General features: G+C 63.6%; 25 protein-coding genes. 2 read left to right on the forward strand and 23 right to left on the reverse strand.

The annotated features are described in order from the left end of the window. On the forward strand, nt 1–581 hold a 581-nt coding region (locus JSE7799_RS00200), incomplete at its 5' end, for a transposase (protein ID WP_144431492.1). A 14-nt stretch (nt 582–595) separates the two neighbouring features. Here JSE7799_RS00200 and msrA read toward each other — a convergent pair. The 4 genes from msrA to JSE7799_RS00220 are packed head-to-tail and all read right to left on the reverse strand — an operon-like array spanning nt 596 to nt 5,002. Continuing rightward, nucleotides 596–1,246: a peptide-methionine (S)-S-oxide reductase MsrA gene (gene msrA / locus JSE7799_RS00205; protein WP_055661800.1), complete on the reverse strand. Its 651-nt coding sequence runs from the start codon at nt 1,244–1,246 to the stop codon at nt 596–598. Nucleotides 1,247–1,280: 34 nt separating this feature from the next. Then, a complete protein-coding gene (locus JSE7799_RS00210) occupies nt 1,281–2,507 on the reverse strand; it encodes an MFS transporter (protein ID WP_055661801.1) in 1,227 nt (408 codons plus the stop codon). 44 nt (nt 2,508–2,551) lie between these two features. Further along, on the reverse strand, nt 2,552–3,553 hold the full coding sequence (locus JSE7799_RS00215) for an FUSC family protein (protein ID WP_055661802.1): 1,002 nt from the start codon (nt 3,551–3,553) through the stop codon (nt 2,552–2,554). A gap of 15 nt (nt 3,554–3,568) precedes the next feature. Continuing rightward, the gene (locus tag JSE7799_RS00220) at nt 3,569–5,002 is read right to left on the reverse strand and encodes a homospermidine synthase (RefSeq protein ID WP_055661803.1); all 1,434 of its coding nucleotides are present in this window, start codon (nt 5,000–5,002) and stop codon (nt 3,569–3,571) included. A 130-nt stretch (nt 5,003–5,132) separates the two neighbouring features. On the opposite strand from JSE7799_RS00220, the gene JSE7799_RS00225 reads away from it, so the two are divergent. Next, the gene (locus JSE7799_RS00225) at nt 5,133–5,960 is read left to right on the forward strand and encodes a hypothetical protein (protein WP_055661804.1); all 828 of its coding nucleotides are present in this window, start codon (nt 5,133–5,135) and stop codon (nt 5,958–5,960) included. Nucleotides 5,961–6,011: 51 nt separating this feature from the next. Here the strand turns inward: JSE7799_RS00225 and rpsD are convergent, their stop codons facing one another. From rpsD to JSE7799_RS19370, 19 genes are all read right to left on the reverse strand, one after another. Then, on the reverse strand, nt 6,012–6,632 hold the full coding sequence (gene rpsD, locus JSE7799_RS00230; RefSeq protein WP_055661805.1) for a 30S ribosomal protein S4: 621 nt from the start codon (nt 6,630–6,632) through the stop codon (nt 6,012–6,014). A 119-nt stretch (nt 6,633–6,751) separates the two neighbouring features. Continuing rightward, nucleotides 6,752–7,699, reverse strand: coding sequence for a Hint domain-containing protein (locus JSE7799_RS00235; RefSeq protein WP_055661806.1), 948 nt, complete (start codon nt 7,697–7,699; stop codon nt 6,752–6,754). 270 nt (nt 7,700–7,969) lie between these two features. Further along, on the reverse strand, nt 7,970–8,473 hold the full coding sequence (locus JSE7799_RS00240; RefSeq protein ID WP_055661807.1) for a lipocalin/fatty acid-binding family protein: 504 nt from the start codon (nt 8,471–8,473) through the stop codon (nt 7,970–7,972). Next, nucleotides 8,470–9,135 carry a ligase-associated DNA damage response endonuclease PdeM gene (pdeM, locus tag JSE7799_RS00245; protein WP_055661808.1) on the reverse strand — a complete coding sequence of 222 codons (666 nt, stop codon included), beginning with the start codon at nt 9,133–9,135 and terminating at the stop codon, nt 8,470–8,472. The genes JSE7799_RS00240 and pdeM overlap by 4 nt, the downstream gene beginning before the upstream one ends. 48 nt (nt 9,136–9,183) lie before the next feature. After that, nucleotides 9,184–11,595, reverse strand: a complete 2,412-nt coding sequence (locus JSE7799_RS00250; RefSeq protein WP_055661809.1) for a ligase-associated DNA damage response DEXH box helicase — start codon at nt 11,593–11,595, stop codon at nt 9,184–9,186. Between the two features lie 55 nt (nt 11,596–11,650). Then, complete coding sequence (locus JSE7799_RS00255) at nt 11,651–12,106, reverse strand: hypothetical protein (RefSeq protein WP_055661810.1); 456 nt, start codon at nt 12,104–12,106, stop codon at nt 11,651–11,653. A gap of 118 nt (nt 12,107–12,224) precedes the next feature. Then, nucleotides 12,225–13,544 carry a DUF8689 domain-containing protein gene (locus tag JSE7799_RS00260; protein ID WP_055661811.1) on the reverse strand — a complete coding sequence of 440 codons (1,320 nt, stop codon included), beginning with the start codon at nt 13,542–13,544 and terminating at the stop codon, nt 12,225–12,227. 62 nt (nt 13,545–13,606) lie between these two features. Then, nucleotides 13,607–14,131 carry a prepilin peptidase gene (locus JSE7799_RS00265; RefSeq protein WP_083480108.1) on the reverse strand — a complete coding sequence of 175 codons (525 nt, stop codon included), beginning with the start codon at nt 14,129–14,131 and terminating at the stop codon, nt 13,607–13,609. 3 nt (nt 14,132–14,134) lie between these two features. Beyond that, nucleotides 14,135–14,971, reverse strand: coding sequence for a tetratricopeptide repeat protein (locus JSE7799_RS00270; RefSeq protein WP_055661813.1), 837 nt, complete (start codon nt 14,969–14,971; stop codon nt 14,135–14,137). 34 nt (nt 14,972–15,005) lie between these two features. Then, on the reverse strand, nt 15,006–15,551 hold the full coding sequence (locus tag JSE7799_RS00275) for a tetratricopeptide repeat protein (RefSeq protein WP_186201794.1): 546 nt from the start codon (nt 15,549–15,551) through the stop codon (nt 15,006–15,008). Between the two features lie 26 nt (nt 15,552–15,577). Then, nucleotides 15,578–16,567 carry a type II secretion system F family protein gene (locus JSE7799_RS00280; protein ID WP_055661815.1) on the reverse strand — a complete coding sequence of 330 codons (990 nt, stop codon included), beginning with the start codon at nt 16,565–16,567 and terminating at the stop codon, nt 15,578–15,580. A 10-nt stretch (nt 16,568–16,577) separates the two neighbouring features. Then, entirely contained in the window at nt 16,578–17,546 is a 969-nt protein-coding gene (locus JSE7799_RS00285) for a type II secretion system F family protein (protein WP_055661816.1), read from the reverse strand. Nucleotide 17,547: 1 nt separating this feature from the next. Further along, nucleotides 17,548–19,005: a TadA family conjugal transfer-associated ATPase gene (locus JSE7799_RS00290; protein ID WP_055661817.1), complete on the reverse strand. Its 1,458-nt coding sequence runs from the start codon at nt 19,003–19,005 to the stop codon at nt 17,548–17,550. Between the two features lie 17 nt (nt 19,006–19,022). Beyond that, entirely contained in the window at nt 19,023–20,378 is a 1,356-nt protein-coding gene (locus JSE7799_RS00295) for a CpaE/TadZ family protein (protein WP_306455383.1), read from the reverse strand. A 256-nt stretch (nt 20,379–20,634) separates the two neighbouring features. After that, complete coding sequence (locus JSE7799_RS00300) at nt 20,635–21,300, reverse strand: OmpA family protein (RefSeq protein WP_055661818.1); 666 nt, start codon at nt 21,298–21,300, stop codon at nt 20,635–20,637. A gap of 4 nt (nt 21,301–21,304) precedes the next feature. Continuing rightward, entirely contained in the window at nt 21,305–22,681 is a 1,377-nt protein-coding gene (locus JSE7799_RS00305) for a type II and III secretion system protein family protein (RefSeq protein WP_055661819.1), read from the reverse strand. Between the two features lie 257 nt (nt 22,682–22,938). Beyond that, complete coding sequence (gene cpaB / locus JSE7799_RS00310) at nt 22,939–23,745, reverse strand: Flp pilus assembly protein CpaB (RefSeq protein ID WP_306455384.1); 807 nt, start codon at nt 23,743–23,745, stop codon at nt 22,939–22,941. 227 nt (nt 23,746–23,972) lie between these two features. Continuing rightward, the gene (locus tag JSE7799_RS00315; protein ID WP_083480110.1) at nt 23,973–24,215 is read right to left on the reverse strand and encodes a hypothetical protein; all 243 of its coding nucleotides are present in this window, start codon (nt 24,213–24,215) and stop codon (nt 23,973–23,975) included. Between the two features lie 210 nt (nt 24,216–24,425). After that, entirely contained in the window at nt 24,426–24,677 is a 252-nt protein-coding gene (locus JSE7799_RS19370; protein ID WP_083480111.1) for a Flp family type IVb pilin, read from the reverse strand. Nucleotides 24,678–25,192: the final 515 nt, after the last annotated feature.

A 25,192-nucleotide genomic window follows, 5' to 3' on the forward strand; every position in this document is an offset into this window, starting at 1 on the left:
TTAGTAAAAACAATATCCCCTTTGCTATCCGCGTAAGGGGAAATCTTCGCATTACGACCGAGGACGGTCACGACCTTACCTTGCGCGCAAGGCTGCGCCTGGCCCGCCGTGGCCGGGCTTTTCGCGCCCGCCTCGGCACACGCGAGGACGCAGCCGCCAGCAATACGCCGCTCCTGAACGTCGCGGCCAAGCCGCTCAAGGGAGAGTGGTTGATCGTGGTTACCAACGTCGCGCCGCGCACCGCGCTCGAAACCTACCGCAAACGTTGGGCGATCGAATGTCTGTTCGGCGATGCCAAGACTCGTGGCCTCAACCTCGAGGACACACGTCTCACCGATCCACGCAAACTCGCTCTGCTCATGTCCCTTGTCGCGCTTGCCCTTGCCTGGGCCGGTCGCGCCGCCGCAGACCTTCTCGGCAAGCGCGCGCCGCCGCGCAAAAGCCACGGCCACTACGCCAGATCCTGGTTTCGAACCGGCTTCGACCACATCCGAAGCCGCCTCAGATCCGATCCCCTCGACGCCATCGAGTCGTGGCAGAGGATCAACCCAGAAGCACGAAAGCCCTGCGGAGTCGTGTAGTGTGATCCTTCGTATCACGCCTCGAGCCCAATCGGGCAGGTCACGCCGGTTCCGCCGATGCCGCAATACCCGCCGGGGTTCTTCGAGAGGTATTGCTGATGATAATCCTCGGCGTGGTAAAAGGCGGGGGCGTCCACGATCTCGGTCGTGATCGTGCCGTAGCCGGCCTCCTTCAGGCGCTCTTGAAAGGCGTCGCGCGTGATTTCGGCCGCACGCTTCTGCGCTTCGGAATAGGTGTAGATGCCGGAGCGGTACTGCGTGCCGATATCGTTGCCCTGACGCATGCCCTGAGTGGGATCGTGTCCTTCCCAGAAGGTGCGCAGAAGGTCCTCGTAGGTGATCTTCTCGGGGTCGTAGATCACGCGGACCACCTCGTTATGGCCGGTGCGGCCGGAGCAGACCTCGTCATAGGTCGGGTTCGGCGTCGCACCTCCCGCATAGCCCACGAGGGTCATGTGCACGCCCGGCAACTTCCAGAACATCCGTTCCACGCCCCAGAAGCAGCCCATGCCGAACATGGCCTCTTCCATTCCGTCGGGCACGTCGTTCGAAAGCGGACGGTTGAACACGTGGTGCATCTTCGCTGTCGAAATCGGGTGGTCGCGGCCAGGCAGGGCGTCCTCGGGGCGCACCATCTCGGCTTTCTTGCGTTGGAACAACATCATGGTCGGATCCTCCTTTCCGCGTGATGTAGGGACGCTATTCGGCCACGACGAGGGGCGCGGCGAGCACCGTTTCGTGACCGGGGCCCGGATGGCGCGGGACGAGCGTCGACAATGCCAGCGAGGTGAGCGCCATGCCCGCCGCCGCGGCAAAGACGGCCATCGGCGATTGCAGCCAGACATAGCCGAGGAGTGCCGGAAGAAAGACGGCGGCGATGTGGTTGATCGTGAAGGCGACGGCCGCCGTGGGGGCGATGTCGCCGGAATCGGCGATCTTCTGGAAGTAGGTCTTGATTGCCAGCGCCAGCGAGAAGAACAGGTGGTTGACCACGTAGAGCCCGCCCGCCATCCACACGCCCCCGTCGAAGGCGTAGAGCGCGGCATAGAGCGTGAAGATCGTCGCGAGCCCCCCGTATTCGAGTATCAGGGCCATTCGTTCCCCGAAATGCCCGACGGCCCGGCCGACAAGCGAGGCCGTTGCCATGTTCAGCGCCAGCGTGCCCATGAAGAGGGCCGTGATCTGGTGCACGTCGAGGCCATAACGCTCCACCAGCATGAAGCCCGCGAAGACGACGAAGATCTGCCGTCGCGCGCCTGACATGAATTGCAGCGCGTAATAGAGCCAGTAACGCCGCCGCAGCACCATCCGCTTGACCTGCGGGTGCGGGCTCTCGAATTGGGGGAAAAGGAAAAACGCGGCCAGCGCGCCGAATGCCGTGAACCCGCCCGAGATCCAATAGACGAGATCGAAGGAAAGATCGAAGGCCCGCCACGTCAGAACGATCAGCGCGAAGGCCAGAAAGGTCGCGCCCGAACCTATGGCCAGAAGCGTTCCAAGCATTCGCGGCGCGCGGTCCTTGGGAAGCCATTGCAGCTGCAGCGACTGGTTGACCGTCTCGTAGTAATGGAAGCCGATCGAACTCAGCAGCGTGATCGTCAGCAGCCCGCCCAGCGACGGGAAAGCGGCCGTCAGCGCCGTCGCCACCCCGAGCAGCATCAGCGAAACGAGCGCGAGGACCTGTTCGCGCACGAAGATGATGATCGCGATGACGCCCACGGCGAGGAAGCCCGGCACCTCGCGCACCGTGTGGAGCCAGCCGATATCGGATCCGTCGAACCCGGCCACCTCGACCACGAAGTTGTTGAGAAGTGCCGACCACGTCGCGAACGCCACCGGCATCAGGAACGCCATCAGCATCAGCAGCGCTTCGGGGCGCTGCCAGCGGGGCAGGGTTCGGGCATCCGACAGGGGCAAGGCACGCATGAAGAAGGAGTATGCCCGTCCGGGTGGGCGGTCCAGTGCCCGCGTCAGCGCCAGGCCGTCCGGCAGGCGGCCAATGCGCGGTCCACCTCGTCCATCGCGAAGGCGAGAACGGTGGCGGTCCGGGCAACGGCGACGCCGCCATTCTCGATTCGCTCCGTCACGGCCCGCTGCGCATCGGTGACGGGGCCGCCGTCGGAAAGGGGGCCGCCGGTTTCGGGGAGGGTGCGGAGCGCGTCGGACAGCGCATCGCGGAAGCGGCAGAGCGCGTCGTCCAGCCCGGTATCCTCCCCCAGATCGACCGGCGCGGCGGTGGCGCGGTGGAGAAACTGGATCGCGCGCATCATCTCCTCCGCCGCCCTCAGGCGGGCATTGGGCGCGTCGCTGTCGTCGAAGGCCATGACGTCCGCCGCCTCCCGCGCAAGACGAAGGTGATGGCGCAGGCGATCGATGCTTGGCAGTTTGCCGTCCGGGTCATCTTGGTCCGCCTTTCGCGCCACCTCGGCGGCGAGATCCGCCAGCGATTGGCGGACGCGCTCGATATGCTTGTCGAAGCGCGGCCGCGCCCGGTCGGGCCAGAGCACCAGCGCGATGAGGATGCCGATGACCGCACCGATACCGATGGAGATCGTCCGGTCGAGGGCCGCGAGCCAGACGGCTTCGCCCGAACTCGTGGCGAGGGAGACCGCGGCGACGATGCCGTAGGTCCAGTCGGGGCGGAAATGCGCGGCCGCCGACAACACCGCGATCGACAGGGCGAGGCCGACGAAGCCGCCCCATCCCGGCGGAAGAAATGCAAGGCAGACCACGCCCACCACACAGCCCACCACCGTCGCCATGAGCCGCGTCCGCGCCGCATGCAGGGTGCCGTCGGCGGATGGGTTGAGGATGAGCACGGCGGCGAGGATGCCGACGAAATATTCGTCCGTCGGCAGCGGGATCAGGACCGCCCAAGCCAGCACCGCCCCAAGCGCCGCCTGCGTCGCGCGCCGTGCCGCATCGCGCAGCGCGGGCCGGTCCGGCAGATCGAAGGGCAGCGCGGCGCGCATCGAGGCCGAGGTGGATCAGGTGGCCAGAACGTTCCGGAACTGCCAGGGGTCGCTTTCGTCGATATCCTCGGGGAAGTGCTGCCACCGATCCTGAAGCGGGGTCCAGTCGGTGTAATGCGCCTCGACCGGCCCGAGATACGGTGCCTGGATCTCGAGGCACCGCGCATGGTCCAGTTCGTCGGTCTCGACGATCCCCGCGCCGGGATTTTCCAGCGCCCAGACCATGCCGGCCAAAACGGCGGATGTCACCTGCAGGCCGGTCGCGTTCTGGTCTGGGGCAAGTTGCAGCGCCTCCTCGTTGGACAGGCGCGACCCGTACCAGAGCGCGTTCTTCTCGTGGCCGAACAGCAGGACGCCCAGCTCGTCGATGCCCTCGACGATCTCGTCCTCGCCCAGGATGTGATGCACCTCCTGCTGGCGGCCGGAGCCGAACATCTCGTGCAGGCTCAGCACCGCGTCGTCACAGGGATGGTAGGCGTAATGGCAGGTGGGCCGGTATTCCGGCGCGGCGCCCGTCCCGGCCGTGTAGTAGTCGGCGATGGAAATCGCCTCGTTGTGGGTAACGAGGAAGCCGAATTGCGGTCCCGGCGTCGGGCACCAGGAATGGACGCGGGTGATCGCGCCCGGCCGTTCGAGCCAGATCCCGGACTGGCACCCGGTCTCGTGGCGGTGGCCATTCTCGGGGAACCACGTCTCGTGCGTGCCCCAGCCGAGTTCAGCGGGCTGGAACCCTTCGGCGATGAAGCCCTCGACCGACCATGTGTTGACGAACACGTTGCGGGGGCGGGGCGTGCGGCGGGCCTGCGTGTCGCGCTCGGCGATGTGGATGCCCTTGACGCCGAGCGATTGCATCAGGGCGGCCCAGCCGTCACGTGTCGTCGGGGTGGCGGCATCCGCGCCCGTATCCTCGGCCAGCCGGAGCAGCGCGGCCTTGACGAACCACGACACCATGCCGGGATTGGCGCCGCAGCAGGACACGGCCGTCGTCCCGCCGGGATTGGCGGCCTTTTCGTCGCGAACCGCCTGTCGCAGAGCGTAGTTGGTGCGCGCGGCGTTGTCGTCGGTGTCGAAGTAGAAGCCGGCCCAAGGCTCCACGACGGTATCGATATACGGCACGCCGATCTCGCGGCAGTAGCGCATCAGGTCGAGCGACGAGGTGTCGATCGACAGGTTCACGCAAAAGCCCGCCCCGGGGGTCAGCACCTTGCCCAGAACCTCGCGGTAATTCTCGGGCGTCAGGGCGACCTGAAGGTGGGGAATGCCCCGCGCGCGCAATTCCTCGCAGCCTTTGTCGGCGGGGTCGATGACCAGGAACTTCTCCCGGTCGTAGTCGAAATGACGCTCAATCAGCGGCAGCGTGCCGCGTCCGATGGAGCCGAAGCCGATCATCACGACGGCGCCGTCGATCTTTGCGTGAACGGGTCCGTCGGGGCGGGGGCGGTCGATCATTTGCGGACTCCGAAGGTGGGCAATCTGAGGCGCCTGAGGTTTGTCATGCGGTCGCGCGGGGGTCAAACGGATCAAGCGCGGGGACTCGGCTGCGCTTGCCCGTAAAGGCGGGGATGTGCATGTTGCGTCGATGGAAACGCTGTATCTTGTCGTCGGGCTTGTGATCCTTCTGCTCACGGCCTGGGATCTGCTGACCTCCACGATCGGGGGCAGCTATCGGCTATCGGTGTCCGACAACTGGGGGCGCGTGGTGTTTCGCGGGCTTCGCGCGCTGTCGCGCCTCGGCGGCGGATCGGTGCTGACCGAGATTTCCGGCGTGGTGGTGATGACCGCGTTGGCGACGGCGTGGATTATGGGCTTCTGGACTGGGTGGACGCTCATCCTCGCCTCGGCGGACTCTGTGGACCTGACGCGCACCGGGCAGGAGATCGAGCCGCTGCACGTGCCCGGCCATGTGGGGCACCTGCTGAGCACGCTCGGCGGTGCCACGACGCAGCCGACGGGGGTCGGCTGGAACCTCGTGAATGCCGTGATCGGTCTGAACGGGATGCTGGCGCTGACGCTGTCGGTCAGCTTCCTTTTCAATACGCGCACGACGCTGCAATCGGCGCAGGCCTTCGCGGCGCTGTCATCGACGGGAACGGCTGAGCCCGACGCGCTGCAGGGCCGGTTGGCGGATGTGGTGGCGGGGCTGCACATGTCGCCCTTCGCGCTGTGGTACGGGCATCATCGGACCGACCGGCAGGTGCCGCTGGCGCTTCTGAACCATGCGCGGAAGGCCTGCGCCGCCGGGGGGGCGCTGCGGGTGCGTACCGAGGCGCTCATGCGCGATCTGCCGCACTGGAGCGACTACGACGATGGCGGCGATTTTCTTGAGGTAATGGCGCGCTGGACGGAGGGTCACCGGCTTCACGGCGGGCCGGAGCTGGAGGCGACACGCAGCGACGCGCGCGGCTAAACGAAACGGGGCCGCCCCGAAGGACGGCCCCGCAATGCGCCGGCGTGCAGATCAGTTCTGCGCGTAGTATTCGATGACGAGGTTCGGTTCCATCATCACCGCGTAGGGTACGTCGGACAGGCCGGGCGTGCGCACAAAGGTCGCGGTCATCTTGGAGTGATCCGCCTCGATGTAATCAGGCACGTCACGCTCGGCCAGCTGAGTGGCTTCGAGCACGGAGGCGAGCTGCCGGGACTTCTCGCGCACCGCGATCACGTCGCCGTCCTTCACGCGGTAGGACGCGATGTTCACGCGCTTGCCGTTCACCTCGACATGGCCGTGGTTCACGAACTGACGCGCGGCGAAGATCGTGGCGACGAACTTGGCGCGGTAGACGACGGCGTCGAGGCGGCGCTCCAGCAGGCCGATCAGCTGCTCACCGGTATCGCCGCGCAAGCGCTCGGCCTCGGCGAAAATGCGGCGGAACTGCTTTTCGGTCAGATCGCCGTAATAGCCCTTCAGCTTCTGCTTGGCGCGCAGCTGGAGGCCGAAATCGGACATCTTGCCCTTGCGGCGCTGTCCGTGCTGGCCGGGGCCGTATTCGCGGCGGTTCACGGGGCTCTTGGCGCGGCCCCAGATGTTCTCGCCCATGCGGCGGTCGATCTTGTACTTGGCAGAGGTGCGTTTGGTCACCGTCTGATCTCCTTCAATTTCGAAGGGCGTTGTCCTCTCCCCGAAGGGCGACAGGCATCCCCTCGCGGGGACCACCAACACCAATGGAAGCCGCCCTCTAGAGGCGGCCCCGGGTGGTGTCAACCGGCCCGCAGGGGGGCCAGGTGGCGCGGCGCACCCTCGTGGCGCAGGATGGCGAGTTCGGCCGCCGACAGGACCCGGCGCGCCGGCGCACCATAGGCCGCGGGATCGACGTCGATATCCGGAACCGCGTCCAGAAGGCAGACCCGATCCCGCGGCGAAAGCGTGGCGATGTCCACGTCGCCCGGGTGAAAGCTGTCGGCCCAGACACCGTTCGCACGCAGAACCTGATGATGGCGGGTCAGCAGGTGCACATAGGTCACGTCTCCCGCCGCCGGTGCGGGCACGATGCCATAATCGTCCACGAGATCGCGCGCGCGCACCAGAACCTCAGGCGCGCCCCACAGGGCCTTCGCGGCCGGATGGCTCACCAGGATCAGGTGCCCAGGCGACACGTCCAGTTCGTTCGCATTGCCGAGGGCACCGGCGAGGATGCGGACCGGACGCAGGTTCGGCTCGGTCTGCAGGCGCGGGGCGGTGAGGCGGCGCGAGCCGGTCCAGATCACGTCCTGCGGGCCGGCGTCGCGCGTCGCGACCCTGTCGCCGCGGCGGATGTCCTCGACGGCACGCGGTCCGTCGGGCGTGTCGATCACCGTGCCCGCGGTGAAGCAGATCGTTTCGCGCGTCGCGCGCCGCGGCCGGGATGCGGGCGATTGCGCGATCCGCAGGCCGACGCCCGCAGGCGGCAATCCCTCGGAGAAGACCAGGAGATGTTCGCCGCCTTCGATCTCGACCATCCGGGCGGACCAATTCGATGCGCCGTCGGTGACGATCAGGTCACCGAGCGTCTCGGCGATGTCCGGGTCGCGGCTTTGCGAGACTGGCGCCATGGCCGCGCCGCGGCCGCGACCGAGCTTCGCGACGGTGCGCATCGTGCGCGCGCGCAATTCGGCCATGCCTTCGGCCATTTCGAGCAGGAGGGCAGTGCGCGCACCGTCGAGGCGCACGGGCGCACCCGACCAGCGGAAGGTTGAGCCGACAGGAAAAGGGTGACGGGTAGATGGGAATTCACCATCTACCCGTGCCTGAACAGAAGAGATGACCTGCGCCCCCGCACATGCCCCCACCATGCCCGCCCCTTTCGGTACCGTATTGTTTTTATTGTTATTCCGGTCACTGCTCAACCGAATGACGGAGTTCTAACCTGCCGGAGAATCGGGGGTCAACAACCGATTCGTTTTTGCCTCAACTTTGCCATTCGCACTGCCATGCGGCACTCAACCGGCGGGCGAAAAGACCAGATCGGAGGCATTGAAACCATTGAAGTCGAGCACTTCCAACACCGCTTTCCGCCGGTCCGCCGGAAGGATGAGCTCCCGGTCGAGGACCCGTCCGGCCGTACCGTCCGGGGCCACCTGAACCACGGTGCGATAGCCGGTATCGGCCCAAAGAACCCAACTTTCGTGCGTTTCCTGGCCGAGCGTGACGCTTTGTCGTCCCGGACCGCTCGGGCTGACCGATCCGGTGCGGGTGGTGCCGCCGCAGGTCTCCTGAACGACTAGGGTGTCGCCGGGGCTTGGCGCATAGAGCACCCGCCCACCGGCGCAGGCGCCATCGGGAAACCGCGCGACCTCGTGCCAGAGTCCGGCCATGCGCATCGGGTCGAAATCCGCCTTCGAGGCGAGGATGGCCGATGGGTTGTCGCGAAACGTGTAGGTGGGATCTTCCGCGCCACCGCATCCGGCGAGCAGGGCGAGGAGCAGGAACGCGGACCGTCTCACCGCGGCATCGGGATTTCGACCATGGGAAGGCCGGCAAGAATTGCGCGCGCGCCGGTGCCCATCAGGTCGGCGAGCGCGCGGTCACGCGTCCGCAACCCGCCCGTATAGGTGCCGTAGGCCGGCATGATCAGCCGCCGCGCATCCCGCAGGAAACAGGGGCGCGAGATGGCGCGGCCCCGGATGTTGAGTCGCGCCTTCGGATGGTAATGGCCCGAGACCTCGTAATCCGCCCCGTCTCCGGCGATGTGGCGAAACGCGATCGGGCCGCAGGTCAAGCCATCGGCCGCATGGCCGCCGAGGCCCGTCGGCGCGGGATCGTGATTGCCCGTGATCCAGGTCCAGTCGCGGCCCGTAGTCAGGCGGCCAAGCTGGTCGCGTGTCGCTGGCGGCAGGGCGGCGGCGGCCTCCATGTCGTCGAACGTGTCGCCTAGACAGATTACCGCCCCCGGATCGGTCGCGGCGATGTCGTCCTCCAGCCGCGCGAGCGTGTCCGCAACCTCGTAGGGTGGCAGAAGCGCACCGCCGCGCCGCGCGATCCGTTCGGACTTCCCCAGATGCAGGTCGCTGACCACCAACAGCCCGGCCGCCGGCCAGTGCAGCGCGCCGGACGGGCGCGCGACCAGATGCTCTCCGGCAAAGGTGAAGGCGAGGCTGTTCCGCATGTGTTCGGTGGATCACGACCGCGCGGGCGGCGCAAGCGTGGCGTGCCGTCACTCGAGGCTCAGGCCCGCTTCAGCCATCAGCCGCGTCGCCTCTTCCTGGATCAGCCGACCTTCGGCACGGCCCTTGATCGGCACGCGGCCCTGCTCGAGGAAGAGCGGCGCGGCGAGGGGCGACACCCGGTCGAGGTCGATCTGGTCGATCCGGTCGCCGACCTCCTGCAGCAGCAATTCGACGCGGCCGAAATCGATATGGCCGCGCATCGCCTCCTCCTCCGTGATCCGCAACATCAGGTGATCGGGATCGTAGCGGTGCAGCGTGTCGTAAAGGATGTCGCTGCTGAACGTGGCTTGCCGACCGCTCGTGCGCTTGCCGGGATAGTTGCGATCGATGAGACCGGCGATGATGGCCGATGCGCGAAAGGTGCGCTTCATGACGGCGTTGCCCTGAAGCCAACTTTCGAGCGCTGCATGGATCCCCTCATGCTGCAGGAAGGGGGCGACGTCGCGCACCGGCTTCAGGCCCCAGATCAGCGTGGCATAATCGGTGGCGACGAAGCCGAGTGGGTCGAGATCCGCCTCCTCCATCCCTTTGGTGATCAGCAGCGCGAGCGTCTGGTGCGCGTTGCGTCCGGCGAACCCGTAGAGACAGACGTGGTGGCGCCCGTCGCGCGGGAACGTCTCGATCAGCAGGCGGCCGGGCTCAGGCATCCGGCTGACCTCGTCCTGCAGCTCCAGCCAGTAGCGGGTATGGCTGGGCAGGCCGCCGAAGTCGCGGGTGTGCAGCATCGACTGAATGCGCGCCGCAAGTTGCACCGACGTCGTCCACTTGTAGCCGATATAGGTCGCGATCCGGGGCTCCTTGCTGGGGTTGGGGGACACCTCGACCGTCATCTCGCGCATGTTCTCGTAGCGCACGACCTGACCGCCCATCAAAAACGTGTCGCCTTTCGTCAGGGTCGCGGCAAAGCCTTCCTCGATCTCGCCCAAGGGTATGCCGCCGCGGCCCTTGAGGCGGACCTTGAGCGTGTCGGTGTCGATGATCGTGCCGAGGTTCATGCGGATCTGGCGGGCCGATCGCGGATCGCGCAGGCCCCAGATCCCCGGCTCCCGCTCCTTGAGGCGCTGGTAGCGGTCGTAGGCGCGCAGCGCATAGCCGCCGGTGGCGACGAAGTTCAGGCATTCGTCGAAATCGCTGCGCGGAAGCTGCGAATACGGCCCGACGCTCGTCACTTCGCGATAAAGCGCATCGGCGTTGAAATCGCCTGCGCAGGCGATGCAGGCGATATGCTGGCACAGCACATCGCGCGGCCCGTCGCGCCGCAGATCGCCGTCGAGTTCGCCGTCGCGAACGGCGGCCAGCGCGGCGTGGCATTCGAGCACCTCGAACCGGTTCGCCGGCACGAGCCGCGCCTTGGACGGGGCGTTGTAGCGATGGTTGGCGCGGCCGATCCGCTGCACGAGCTGCTTGACCTTCTTCGGCGCCCCGACCTGGATCACGAGATCGACATTGCCCCAGTCGATCCCGAGGTCGAGCGAGCCGGTTGCGACGATCGCCTTGAGCTGCCCCTCAACCATCGCACGCTCGACCCGCTGACGCGCCTCCTTGGACAAGGCGCCGTGATGAATTCCGATCGGCAGGTCGTCCGTGTTGGCGAGCCAGAGATTGTGGAAGAAAATCTCGGCCTGCGCGCGGGTATTGTGGAAGATCAGCGTCGTGTTGTGACGCCGCACCTGTTCCAGCACCGCCGGGATGGCATAGCGCCCGCCCGCGCCGGCCCATGGCGGCGCGTCCTGTGTCTCGAGGATGGCGATATCCGGCGGCGGCCCGGGATCGGCCAGCACGATGGGGCAGGGGTCGGGATGGCGCGCGAGGTAATGCGCGATGACTGCCGGTTCGTCCACCGTGGCGGACAGCCCGACGCGGCGCATCCCGGGGGCGAGCGTCTGAAGCCGGCTGAGCGCGAGCATGAGTTGATCGCCACGCTTGTTTTCGGCCAGCGCATGGATCTCGTCGACGACCACCCGACGCAGCCCGGCAAACGTGCGCGCCGCGTCGGGATAGGAGATCATCAGCGCGAGGCTCTCCGGCGTGGTCAGCAGGATCTGCGGCGGGTCCGCCCGCTGCCGCTTGCGCTGTGTCTGGCTGGTGTCGCCGGTGCGATCCTCGACGCGGATCGGCAGGCCCGCCTCCTCGATCGGGACCGCCAGATTGCGCCGTATGTCGTTGGCCAGCGCCTTGAGCGGCGAAATATAGAGCGTGTGCAGGCCTTCGTGCCCGTCTGCGCATTCCACGAGCGTCGGCAGGAACCCGGCCAGAGTCTTGCCCCCGCCCGTTGGCGCGATCAGCAGCAAGGAAGGCTCATCCCGGCGGGCGAGCAGCTCCTGCTGATGGGGGTGCAGTGTCCAATCGCGCGCAGCGAAGAAGTCCGCAAGCGCGGGCGGCAGGTCCTCAGCATTCATGTAAGGCAGGATAGGTTGTCCGCCGCGTCAGGGAAGGGCCTGCAGTGCTGGGCGATCAGCGCAACCGAAGCTCGGCGCGGTAGAGATCGGCGATGCGGGCGGCGGCTTCGGCATGCGCGACCGCGGTACGATAAGCATCGCTGGCCGGCGCGGCGGCGTCCTGCATGGCCGCGCTTTCTTCAAGGATCAGAAGCTGACCTTCGATGCCCGCGCGCAATTCCTCGGCGCTCATCGCGGCTGCGGAGGCCGTGATCATCGGATGGAGTGTGCCGGCGTCGCAGCCAGTCGCATTGCAGGACTTTCGCAGGGAGATGCCGAGATTTGCGCTTGTCATGGCGACGAACTCGACCGCTTCGACCGTACCGGGATCGAGTGGGACGTAGCGGGTCGCGGACCGTCCCGAACCGCTCATTGCAAACGCCGTCATGGCCACGGTCAGGCTCAAAAGAGTGGTGGATAGAAATATGCGCCGCGTGCCGCGTGCGCGCGTGCCGTCGATCTTGTTGCCCATTCACTGCCTCGTGCCGTCAGTGCCGCGCGTTGTTCGCGCGTGCGTCCTGACGTCCCGGATAGGGCGGAATTGCGGCGGAAATCGGGCGCTTGCAGTAAAGTCGCCCGGTAATTTCGCATCAGTGGACGATATCCACCTCGTCGACAAAGAGATTGGCCCATGCCCGGTCCACCAATTCCGGCGTCATCTTGTAGGGAAGGCCCTCGAAATCGCAGGCGGCGATCATCTGGTCGATCAGGAAGACACCGTGGAAGTTGGCGTATACGTTGTCGATCTGGGGGTACTTCTTCTTGAGCAGGTGCAGCAGGGAAGCCTCGTCAAGCTCGAACCGCTTCTTCTTGGCGACCATCGCGAAGATCTTGAGAAATTCCGCTTGGGTCGGTCCGTCGATCAGGACCTTGAAGAAAATCCGTCGCAAGGCCGCTTTGTCGAAGATCTTGTTGGGGTGGAAATTTGTCGAAAAGACCACGAGCGTGTCGAAGGGAACCTCGAATTTCTCGCCCGATTGCAATGTGAGGATATCGTAGCCCATTTCCATCGGTACGATCCAGCGATTGACGATCTTCTGCGGCGGCTCCGCCTGCCGGCCGAGGTCGTCGACGATGAAGACGCCGCCGGAGGATTTCAGCTGCAGCGACGCCTGATAGGTCCGCGAGACCGCGTTGTACTTGAGGTCGAGCATGTCGAGCGACAACTCACCACCGGTCATCACTGTCGGACGCTGGCAAAGCAGGTAGCGCCGGTCGATGCGGGAATTGGCCTTCCGCAGACCGTTGTCCTCCTCCGAAAAATCGACCTTGGTATGCACGATCGGATCGAAAAGAGTGATGACCGTTCCCGCATATTCGATGGCGTGCGGGATCCAGATGTTGTCCCCGAGAACGGCCCGGATCCCCTCTGCAATCGAGGATTTACCGTTGCCCGGCGGGCCATAGAGCAGAACCGATCGACCCGACCCGACCGCAGGCCCAAGCTGGTCGAGGAGGTTCTCGGGGAGGATCAGATGTCCCATTGATGCCATCAGGCGCCGGCGGGTGATCCGGACGTTGCGGACCGACTGCGCGCTGGTCTGTGCCTTGTACATCTCAAGCGGGACCGGCATCGGACCGTAATATTCCGACTGCGCGAGGGCATCGATAGCGCGCGCCTTGCCTTGATCGGTCAGCTGGTACCCCAACTCACCGGAGGCGCCGGCATGCATCGTGCCGGTGGCCTGCATCAGACCCGCGTTGCGCAGCTGGTCGATGAGTTCTTGAGTGAGCCCGGTCGTGAGACAAACTGCCTCCGAGATCTCGCGCGTCGTTTCAATCGATTTGCGGAAGACGGTCTTCAGCATGATCTCCCGCAGAACGACTTGCGTCAGACCCGTCTCGGCCAGGCTGCGAGGAGACGGCGGGGCGGGAACAGCCAGCAGGCTAGGATCGGGGCGCATGTTCATCGAAAAATCCTCAGCCTGTCGGCTCAATATTGCCGTTGGTCGTTGGCGGAATTACGGCAGCTTCAGCCAGCTAATGCGGCCGCGAAGAAGTAGCTGCTAAGGGTCGGGGCCAGCCCGACACCGAGCGGGACGTGGCGGCGAAGGTCCTCTTGGAACCAGATCCAATCCGGAGCCGCGACGCGCAGCGCATTCTGTCGACGAACGATTGCCATGCCGGCGATGAGGAGCACCGACCAAGCCACGTAGAGATATGCGACCTGCACAACGTCGGCGAGCGGCACGAAGGGGGCCATCGCCGCGGCGAACTTCGCGTCGCCGGCACCCAAGCCCATCGTGCCGCTTAAAACAAATCCGATCACCAGAACGACGGCGAATCCGGCAAAGCCCCAGAGCCAGTCCGCGAATGGGAACAGAACGATACCGGCGACGACATAGACCACAACCAGAGCGAGAACCACGTTGTTGCGAATTTTCATCTCCTTGATATCGGTCCAAGCCGCCCACAGACAGATTGGCAGGGTCAACAAACCGAAGACCAGCCCCTGATAGGCCGTGAGCGCGAAGTCCATCGTTGCCATCGGTTCCATCGTTCACCCTCCCAAGGATTCGAGCGCGCGCGTCGCGGCCTCGAAGTGGCGTGGATGAGTGGCTATTGCTTCCTCTAGCAAGCTGCGGCCTAAATCCGCATCACCCTGCTTGATTGCGACGACGCCGGCGGTATGCAGTAATTGTGCCCGCTCCTCCTGCGTCATGGGTACGGAAGGCAATGCGTAATTGCCCCGCGCCGTGCGCGCCAGAACTAGATTATTTTTGGCGGTGTAGAGCCCGGAATCGTGTGTGATCGCTTCCACGAAAAGCTGCTCCGCGGCTGCATTGTCGCCACGCGTCAGTTTCGAATAGCCCCAGTTGTTAAGAACTCCGGCCGGTCTCGTCGTCAGGCCCACGGCGGTCTCGTAGAAGCTGTCGGCGCGATCCCACTTCTGTTCGCTGTCCGCGACCATCGCTTCGAGGCGGTACCGTGAGAAGGTCTCGTGCGTCGGAGGGATGGTGTTCAGCACGACTTTTGCGGCCGTCCATTCCGAGGTGCGGATCAGCGCGTCTGCCAAGGCGACCATATCTGCCGGACCGCTGTCATCATGAGCGACGACTTTTCGCCAAGCAAGAACGGCTTCTTCATTTCTTCCGCCTCGCTTGAGGCTATTGGCGAGTCCGCGATAATGTTCGATCTCGTCGGGCTCGATCTCAATCTGTCGGCTAAAAAATGCGATAGCGTCGCGCGGTTCGGCAACCGTCATCATGATCTCGCGGATACTGTCGGCTTCCGCCTCGGCGGCATCTCTGACGGCGCGCGAAACATCGGGTTGACCGCAAGCCGACAAAAAAATTGAGCCTCCGAGAAGGAGCGCAATGAAGAAGGGGTGGCGCATATCGCGTCCTTTTCTGCTCGATACCTTCTTGTTCTTATGACGGCTGTTTGGGGCGGACGAGGCCGATGGCTCCGTTGGCGCGACGCGTCAGCGTGAAGGTCGTATCTGTTTCGTCATCGTAGTCGATGACCTCCAACTTTGCATAAGAAAGGCGAAGGTTCTCGCGGATCTCTGGTGAGGGTTGCAGCGCGAACGCAGTCCGAAAAGTGACATTTGCTTCGCCCAGTTCGCCCCGCTCCAGAAGTACGACACCAAGATTGTTCCAAGCGACCGCGTTACGAGGCTCGGCTTTTATAATGTCGCGTAGCAGGCGTTCGGCCTGTCGGATCCGCCCAAGCGATATATTGGCCTCGGCCATAGACATCTTGAGGTCACGCGTCATCCCATCCGGACCTGCCGCCGCCCGAGTATACGCGCCTAGCGCGAGTTCTCCCTCACCCGCCGCTAACAGGCGATCGCCGACGACGAGCGGCGAGACCAAGGCGTCGCCCCGTGCCACACCGGGAGCGAAAAGTTTGCCATCCGCGGCGGGGCCGCGGCTTTCGGTACAGCCCGCCGCGATAACGGCGATCGCCAGCAACGATAACAGAAGATTTGCCCGTGCCATCAGAAGCCCGCATTCCCGCTCAGCGACTCGGCGATCCCGTGCAGCGAAGGCCCGATCAGGATGATCAGCAGCGGCGGAACGCAAAACATCATCGTTCCAACGGTGAGTTTTGTCGGCAGGACGTTCGCCTTCTCCTCGGCCCGCATAACCCGCTTGTCACGCATTTCTGCGGCATAAACTCGAAGTGCTTCGGCAATCGACGTTCCGAAATTGGCGGACTGGATCAGCACGGTCACGAAACTCGTGATGTCTTTAATGTCACAACGGTCCGCCATCGAACGAAGGACGTCCGGCTTGTCTTTTCCGGCTTTAACCTCCTGAGCGACCGTAAAAAACTCGCCTGAGAGAGCCGGGTAGGAAGGCTCGATCTCGCTGGCGACACGAATGATCGACTGATCCAGAGACTGGCCGGCCTCGACACATACGAGCAGTAGGTCGAGCGCATCGGGAAAACCGTCCTGAATTTCGCTCTGACGCTTGGCGACCCGCTTCTGAAGCCAGTACCGCGGAGCATAATAGCCGACACAGCCCGGCAGTATCGCCATTAGAACCTTCTGGAAAGCTGGCGTGTTTTCTCCGGTAACGAAAAGGGCATAGACTGTACCTGCAGCAAGCAGGCCCAGCCCAAGGAGAAATTGCGCTGCCGTCAATTTGCGCACAGCGTCCTTGTGGGGGTACCCTGCGCGCATGAGCATCGTGCGCGTTCGAGACATCTCCTCTTCGTTCTGCGGGTCGAGATATTGCGCGTACTTTGCCAGGTGTTCGTTTCGCTGACCGTGTCGCGACAGACTTGTGTCGGCAGCTTCCAGAGCAGGCCTTTCGCCTTTGCGTTCGCGCTTGATGCGATCCATCGGCTCCGCGCGTTTGTGCGTGACAAATGGCAAGGCAATGACCACGAGCAGCACGCCGGCAAGGCCCGCCGCATAGATCATCCCGTCCGGCCCGGTCAGGGCGGCAATCGTGGAAATCAGGAAATCCGGCGTTAACATTGCAGTCACCTCAGACCTTGATGTTGACCATCATGCGCATGAAGATCACGTTAATGACCAGAAAAACGAACACCACGGTTGCTGCGGGGATGAAGTAGGCCGTGTCGCGGACCTCGGCGTAGTAATCCGGCTGCATCACATTGATGCCGATTGCGGCAAGTACCGGAAAGGCCGATAGGAAGACGCCGGACCAGCGCGCCTCTGCCGTAATTGCTTTGACCTTGCGGAAGAGCTTGAAACGTGCGCGCACGACCTTGGACAGCCCCTCAAGGATTTCTGCCAGATTGCCGCCAGACTTTTGCTGAATGGCAACGGCCACGGCGAGAAATCGGAGATCCTGGAGGTCGACCCGCTCGGCCAGCGCACGAAGCGCATCGGGCACATCCCGGCCGTAAGCTGCCTCATCGGCAATGAATCCCATTTCGGATCCGAGCGGATCGGCAATTTCCTTCGCCACAATCCCAATCGCGGAATTCAACGGGTGACCGACCCGCAACGAGCGGACGATCAGTTCAATGGCGTCCGGAAGCTGCTCCTCCATCAGTGAAAGGCGTTCCTTGGCCTTTTTGTTGACCCAAAAATAAACCCCTCCCACGCCAAGCGTTAACGAAAGCAGAATCCTGACCGGTCCGCTTGCGCTGGTAAACAGCGTCGTCAACACGAATGCCACCACGCATACGAGCACCATGACTCCGATCAGCATCATTGGTGAAAAAGCCAGGTTGGCCTTCTGAGCCTTTTCGGCAAGCAGGGAATAGAGCGGTATCTGCTTGGCGCTGTCGTGCTGCGACATCTCCTTGCGTAGCTGCGCCATGACCTCATCGCGGCTCTGGCCCTTGTCAAGAAGGTCCAGACGACGATTGACCCGGTTGTTCAGCTTGATCAATTTGCCGAAAACCAGAAAATACACGCCACCGATGATCAAATAGACGGCGCCAAAAATCGCCAGATAGATGAGCGGTTCGATCGAGATTTGCATGTCAGCGGCTCCCGGCCGGTTCGTAGATTGAGGGCGGGAGGTCATAACCCCAAGCCTTGAAGCGGTCGGAGTAATGGCTGCGGATACCCGTTGCGGTGAAGCGGCCGCTGATCTTCCCATCAGCCTCAAGGCCGAGACGCTCGTAGCGGAACACGTCCTGTAGGGTGATTACCTCGCCCTCCATCCCCGTCACTTCCGTAATGGAGACCATGCGCCGCGAGCCGTCCTGCAGGCGAGTGGCTTGTACGATCAGGTTGACGGCGGAGGCAATTTGCGCGCGAACCGCCTTGATCGGCATTTCGATGCCGGCCATGGCGATCATGTTCTCCAACCGGCTGATGGCGTCGCGAGAATTGTTCGCATGGATGGTCGTCATCGATCCGTCGTGGCCCGTGTTCATGGCTTGAAGCATGTCGATGACCTCCTCGCCGCGTGTCTCGCCGACGATGATGCGATCGGGGCGCATCCGCAGGGCGTTGCGAAGACAGTCGCGCTGCGTCACCGCGCCCTTGCCTTCGACGTTGGGCGGTCGGCTTTCCATCCGCCCGACATGATCCTGCTGGAGTTGAAGTTCTGCCGTATCCTCGATTGTCAGAACGCGTTCGGCCCGCCCGATGAAGGACGACAGCGCGTTGAGCGTCGTCGTCTTGCCCGAACCCGTGCCGCCCGACACGATCACGTTGAGCCGGCAAGCAACCGCAGCCTGAAGATAAGCGGCCATCTCCTCGGTAAAGGCACCGAATTCTACCAGATCGTCGATCTGGAGCTTTTCCTTCTTGAACTTGCGGATCGACACGAGCGAGCCATCGACGGCCACCGGCGGAACCATGGCGTTGAATCGGGACCCGTCCTTCAGGCGAGCATCGACATAAGGATTGGATTCGTCGACGCGGCGGCCAACGGCGGACACGATCTTGTCGATGATCCGCATCAGGTGGCGCTCGTCCTTGAAGCGGATCTCGGACTTCTGAAGCTTGCCGGCACGTTCGATGTAGATGTTGTGCGGACCGTTCACGAGGATGTCGTTGATCGTCTCGTCCTTGAGGAGCGGCTCCAGCGGCCCGAGACCCATCACCTCGTCGAACAGCTCCGAATTCAGCACGTCTCGGTCATCGCGCCCCAGAACGACACCCATCTCGGAGAGTTCTTCGGTCGTGATCGAGACGATCTCCGCGCGCAGGGCGGACTGATCCGCCTTGTCGAGCGCCGAAAGATTCAGGTTGTCGAGCAACCTGTGATGCATCTCGGTCTTGAGTTCCTCAATCCGCTCCCGGCGCTTCAACTCCTTGTCGTATCCGCCGCCCGGCACAGCCGACTTGGGCTTCGCAATCTCCGGCTCGAACGCAGGTTGCGGCTTCGGAGCAACTTTGGGGCTGGCGTCGGCTACGGGCGCGGCCTGCGGCTGGGGCGCAACTGGTTTGGCCCCTTCAATCTGCGGTTTCTTGTAGCGCGAGAACATTGTGACTTACCTCCGCATCAGCCGAACTTCAGGCCTAAGAAGCTCTTTTTCCCGCGTTTCCCCGATATGTCGGCGCCGCCGGAAATCGCCTGCCGCGCTTGAAAGAGTTCGGCAGCCATCTTCTGCAGCTCCTTCGCCATCGCATTTCGCGGCGCCAGGATGTTCAGGGGCGCAGCCTGATCGTTGACTTCGGTGATCTGTTTCCCACCGTCCGGCAGGACCGCATAAAACTTGATGTCGAGGCTGTCGGCCATCTTTTCGACTCGGCGGCGACCACCCAAATCCATTTTGCCGGGCGCCCGATTCATGACAAAGGCCAGCTTCTCGGTCGGCAGACCTTCGGCCTTGAGCAGTTTCTGGAAGCGCAGCGCATTCTGGGCCGACCGCACCTCCAGGCCGCAGACCACAAAATAGAGATCGGCTTGGCTGAAGACCGCATCCGTCCAAGCGGTCACGGTCGCCGGCATATCGACGATCACGATGTCGAAACAGGTCCGCGCTAGGCTGAGAAGGCCGTTGACGTCGTCCGGCCCAATCAGGTCAAGCGGCAGGATGTCGGCCGGTGCCGTGAACACCGAAAGACGGTCCTTGTAGACGCCGAGCGCTTGGCGGAACGCCTGCTCGTCCATTGAGGAGACGTCTGAAAGCACCTCGTAGATCATGGGTTTACGCGGAAGGTCGAAATAGGTCGCGACCGAACCGAATTGCAGGCCCAGATCGATCACGCAGACGCTCGGGGAATCTCTCTTCGAAACATTTGCCAAATTCCAGGCAAGGTTCACCGCGATCGTGGTCGCACCGTCTCCGCCCGCCGCCGACTGAACCGCGAAAACGGCGCCGTCGCTTCCGCTGCCTTCACCCGTTCGCGCAGGGAGCGTGGGGGTTGTGCCCGATTTCGGATCAATGACATCGCCGCCCGCATGCCGCATCGTGTCCAAACTATCCGCCGGACCGGGCATGCGGAGACGCGCCAATGCCTCGGAAAATGCGTTCTCCGGAAGCGGGTAGGGCGCAAAATCGTTCGCACCCGCGCGCATCAGTTCATGCAGCGCCATGGGGCCGAGGCCGTCCGCGACAAGGATCACCTTGAGGCCGATGCGCTTTGCCGCCCGGATAACATCCGCGATCCGGAGGAGGTGGCCTTCGTCCTCTTGATCGACGGCCAGCACCACAAATTCCAGTTCCTGTGCTTCATCCTGTTTGAGGAACGCCAGCGCCTCCGCAAAATCGAGGTCGCCCCAAGCCTCTCCCAGCTCCGCTTCCATGTCCTCAATGAGAAGATCGAATTCCTGCACGTCGCGTGACACACTGACGGCGCGCAGCGGCGCAGGCTCGGGAAGAAGGGCCAGGGTGCTGGACATGCGGTTTACCACTCGTCATTCGGCGCCCCTTCGGGGCAGATCGTCGATCGGCGACGGCCGATATCCGTCGGTGCCGTTCGGAGGCCTGTTGCCCCTGTCCCCATGATCTTGCGGGGCGATTCCGGCGAGATTTAGACCGAAAAAATGAATCTATTGGAAAGATCCGGGGTTGTTTCTTGCGCTCCGTTGATGCCGACGCAAAACCCGGATCGAATAAAGCTCCCCGCGCCGGGGCACGGAGGCTTCAGGTTGTCGGGTGATGCAGACGCTATTCTCCTGCGGACGGCAGAGAAGCCTGCCCCTGAAGGACTTGACTGGCGGGCTGCGAAAACCGCGTCACGTAGCGGCGATAGACGAGTTCCGCGTATTTGCCGTTGAGCACCATCGGATGGTCGGCTACAAAACCCGAGACTTCGGTCACCGTCCGGCGATTGGCCAATTCCGGCGTCGGGGTCGGAATGAGGGGCCTGTTCTCCCCGAAGCTGACGAGCGCCTCCAGCCGATCGGTCGAGATGCCGCGCTGGCTAAGGTAGTTCACAGCGGCTTGCGCGCGCCGGCGGCCGAGGGCTTTGTTGTAGGCATCGGGCCCGACGAGATCGGTGTGCCCATAGACACTGAAGCGCACTTCGGGAAATTGCCGCATGAAGTTCGCTTGCTGGTCAAGCGCTGCTCGCGCCTCTGCCGTCAGCTGTGCGCTATCGAACGGGAAGTTGATCGTGCTCGGGACTTCGGCGGCAAAACGTGCGCCCAGATGGGTGAGCGCAGGCGCTTCCCCCGCCATGACGAGCATGTTCTGCATGGTCGGTCCGCCGAAGCCTCCTTCGTCGAGCCCCGCGCCTGCGACCGAGTTGAAGCCGGTGCCCGTACAGGCGGAGAGGGTGGCGAGGCCGATTGCTCCGAAAAGGGTGCGGCGCGTAAAAGCGTTCTTTTTCATTATCTCAATCCAGAACGTAGCCATAATTGCCCGAAATACCTTGATCGCCGTTCCGACCGCGCGATGACGGCGTGATTCTGGATGCCGGGGCGGAGACGCGGCCGTAAAGGAACAGCTCGTTTTCGGTCGGGGGACGAATACGCTCGGTCGGGACCACGAGAGCCTCGCCCGACAGGGGCTGCACAAGGTTTGCCGTCACGATGATGACCAGTTCGGTCTGCCGGCGCTGGTATCCTGCGGACCGAAACAAGGCGCCGATAATCGGAAGATCGCCAAGCAGGGGGACTTGGCTGGCATTGTCGCGAAAATCGTCTTCGAGGATACCGGCGATGGCAAAGCTCTGCCCGTCGCGCAGTTCCACCGTGGTGGAGGCACGTCGCACGCTCAGGGCCGGTATCTGCCCGCCATTGGCAAGAATCTGCACCGAATTCGACGTATCGAGCGCCGACACCTGGCTTTCGAGCGTCAGGTTGATGATGTCGCCATCGACCACGGTTGGGGTGAAGACGAGGCCCACGCCAAACGGCTTGAACTCGACGCCGACATTGCCCTCGTCGTCGACGACAGGGATCGGGATTTCACCCCCTGCGAGGAAGCTGGCCGCTTGGCCGCTCAGCGCCGTAAGGTTCGGCTCGGACAGCGTCCGCACCACGCCGCGTTCCTCGAGCGCCTGCAGCAGGAGATTGAGGCTCAGCGAATCGGTCCCGATATTCACCTGCAGCTGACCTGCTGCGTTGCCGACGGTTCCGGTCGTGCCGATGAAGCTGCCGCCGTCGAGGTCGGTCCCGTCGATTCCGATCTGTGCGCCGATCTGCTTGGACACGTTGCGGGACATCTCGGCAAACCGCACCTTGAGCTGCACCTGGTTGGTGCCACCCACGACCATGTGGTTCAGGACGCCTTCCGGGGCATAGAGTTTTGCAAGGTCGAGCGCCCGGTCGAGCTTGGCAATCGAAGAGACCGTGCCGGACAGCACGATACCGCTATTGGCGGTGCGGACCTCGATGTGTTCACCGGGAAGTAGCTGACTCAGCCGCTCCTTGAACTCGGCGATGTCAGGCGTAACCTGCACCTCCACATTGGTAATGAGCCTGCCATCCGGGCCCAGCAGAGTAAGCGTCGTGCGGCCCGGCTGCTTGCCCAGCACATAGACCGTACGCTCTGACAGCGTGGCGATATCCGCAATCAGCGGGTTCGCGACCGACAATTCGGCGAACGGCACATCACTTTCGAGGACGACGGCACGATTTAGCGGGACGCGCAGCGCGCGCTGGGAAACGCCTTCACTGACGCGAAGGGTTTGTGCCTGAGCGGATGTGAGGGGCATGGCCGCGACCATGACCCCGAGCATCGCGGCTCTCAGCGTTGTTTTCAGTGTCATGTGACCTGCCTTTGAGTAATCACTGCTCCGGAGGTTGCGAGTTCTGCGCCCGCATCGGTTTCCACCATGGCCGACGGAAGCATTATCGCAAGCGGCGCGCTGGAATGGCGCGCAATACCGGGCCTTGCGGTAACACTCCGCCCACTTTGCGCCTCATAGGTAAACGGTTTGTTCATAAGCAGCGGCAGATACGAAAATGGCCGCACTTGGAGCGGTGCGGCCATCCTGCGGAGTCGTTGGGTCTCGGAGAGTTGACCTCAACCAGAATTCGCGCAGGGAATCTCGACTTGGCTCGCCTCCTGTGCGCCGGCCCGTCGTACCTTCGCGTAACACACCTCCCGGCGCTGAACCGGCTCGCGGACACCGAGGAACGTGCTGACATCAGCCTCGACCACTTCCGCCTCCGTGTCATCCTTCACACCGACTAAAGCCATCGTCAGGCGACCGGTCGCCTGGGCCTGCGCAAGCTTTGCGATTACGGACGGCGGCGCTTCCACCGTGACATTGCGTGCGATCGTGGGGCTGTTGCGCTCCTCATCGGTCTGCTGGTCGACGGCAATCAAAGGGAGGCTCGTATGGATCAGCCGGGTAATACCACCATGGTCGCCATTGCCGGTCCAATAGACGTCCACCCGGTCACCCGGACGCAGGAAGCCGGATACCCCGGAATTGACGTCGACTTGCAGGGTGAAGGCGCGCATCCCGGGCGTCAGCGTCGCGGCCAGACCGGCCTCCTCACCGGGAGCGGTCACCTTGACGGCAAGGATCGGCTCGTAACGCTCCATCACGCGCAGGACCGTCCGCGGGCCCTTGGCCGTTTCAGGAAAGACGTCCTCGTATGTCTCGAAGGATCCCGGCGGCAGGGCGACGACTGGCCACGGCACGGCTGTGACATCGTCGGGCGTGAGTTCATCGCCATACGACATCTGCTTGTTGACGACATACACCTCCCGAACGTCGATGATCTGGCTCTTGCTTTCGTTCAGGGCCGAATCGTAAGCTTCGAAGCGTCCCTTCGCCGTGTTGATGGCGAAGCCCGCGAGGCCTAGGCCGACCAGCAGCAATAATCCGAAGATGAGACGCATCCAAACGCTCCTCGTGAACAGGGACGCGGAACCGATGCCGCGTATCCACCTGAGAAAGCCATGCCAATGCGGCGTCCTCGTGGAGGGTCCGGGACTAGCGCGTGGCGCGTTAAGGTTCCGTAAAAGACGAAAAGGCCCCGGACAGGGCTGTCGCGGGGCATTCTTGTTTCACCGACCGCACATGGGGCGTCGGTTGATCGTACGGATCAGGTGGGATCGGTGACGGTGACGGGGGCGGTGGCCGTGATGCCGTCGGCGTTGAACGGCGCCTCGTGGGGGTCGATTTCGGTCAGGGACGTCGACATCTCACCGGACAGGGTCTCGACGCCGCCCGACATGACCGACAGCACGGCGAGGCCAAGGCCCACGAGGGCGGCGGTCAGCACGACCCAATCGACGGTGACGGCACCGGCCTCGTCGTTCCTGAAGGTTTTGATAGCGCGCAGCATGTGATTTTCCCCTGATTTGGCGGGTCTGTTCCCGATGTCGGGTAAGCGGACCGTCCGCTCGATCGATGGCCTCCCTCTGCGGGACAATCGCGGCGGGAATGCGACGAGTTTAGGAGAATTTGCTGAAATTGGCGGGCAATTACGCAACACGAAGGCGCCCCGACCGTGAGGGGCGGGGCGTAGGTTCGCGGTGTGAGCAAGTTGGAGGAGTTAGCCGTCGTTGCCGCCGCCGCCGTCATTTCCGTTGCCGCCACCTTGTTTAGTGTCGTCAAACCAAGTCTTTTCGGTCGGCTTCGTGTTTTCCAAGGACGTGCTTATATCACCTGAGAGTTTTTCGATCCCACCCGACACGACGCCCATGACGGCGAGGCCGAGACCCACAAGGGCGGCGGTCAGCACGACCCAGTCGACGGTGACGGCGCCATCTTCGGCGGCAGCAAAATTTCTGATGTTGTTCAGCATATGATATTCCCTGCGCTGGCTTCTGTTCGACCAAGGGCGGGTGCCCCGAGCTACGAAATCAGACTGACAACGGATTCGGGCGGGACCCGGCGCTCGAACTGGCCGGGATCGTGACCTAAAGGACGACTTTTAGGGAATTTCTCGGGAAGCCGCTCAGGCCTCGGGCGCGGCGGCTTCCACTCCGCCACCGGATCAAGACCGGACGAAAGAGGGGGCCGTGCCTGCCCGCACGACCCCCCTGTCCCTCGGTACTTCCCACCGACGGAAAGCGTGACTTCGCCCTCTTTTCCCGTCCGCCTGCCAACGGCGGGTGGGGCACTGCTCGTTCGTCACGTTCCTTGCCCGAGTGCCTCGGTGCTGTTGTTGATCCGCCGCGGTCCCGGCTGCCACCGGGGATGCGTTGGATGGGAACACTTTGTTGGAAAATTGGGGCAAGATCGTGGCCAATTCCGACCAAATAAGGGACAAACTCGCATTTATCTGAAATTGAACGACATTCGGCACCATTGGCCGGC

It is taken from the genome of Jannaschia seosinensis (genome assembly GCF_001408515.1).
Taxonomy (GTDB): domain Bacteria; phylum Pseudomonadota; class Alphaproteobacteria; order Rhodobacterales; family Rhodobacteraceae; genus Jannaschia; species Jannaschia seosinensis.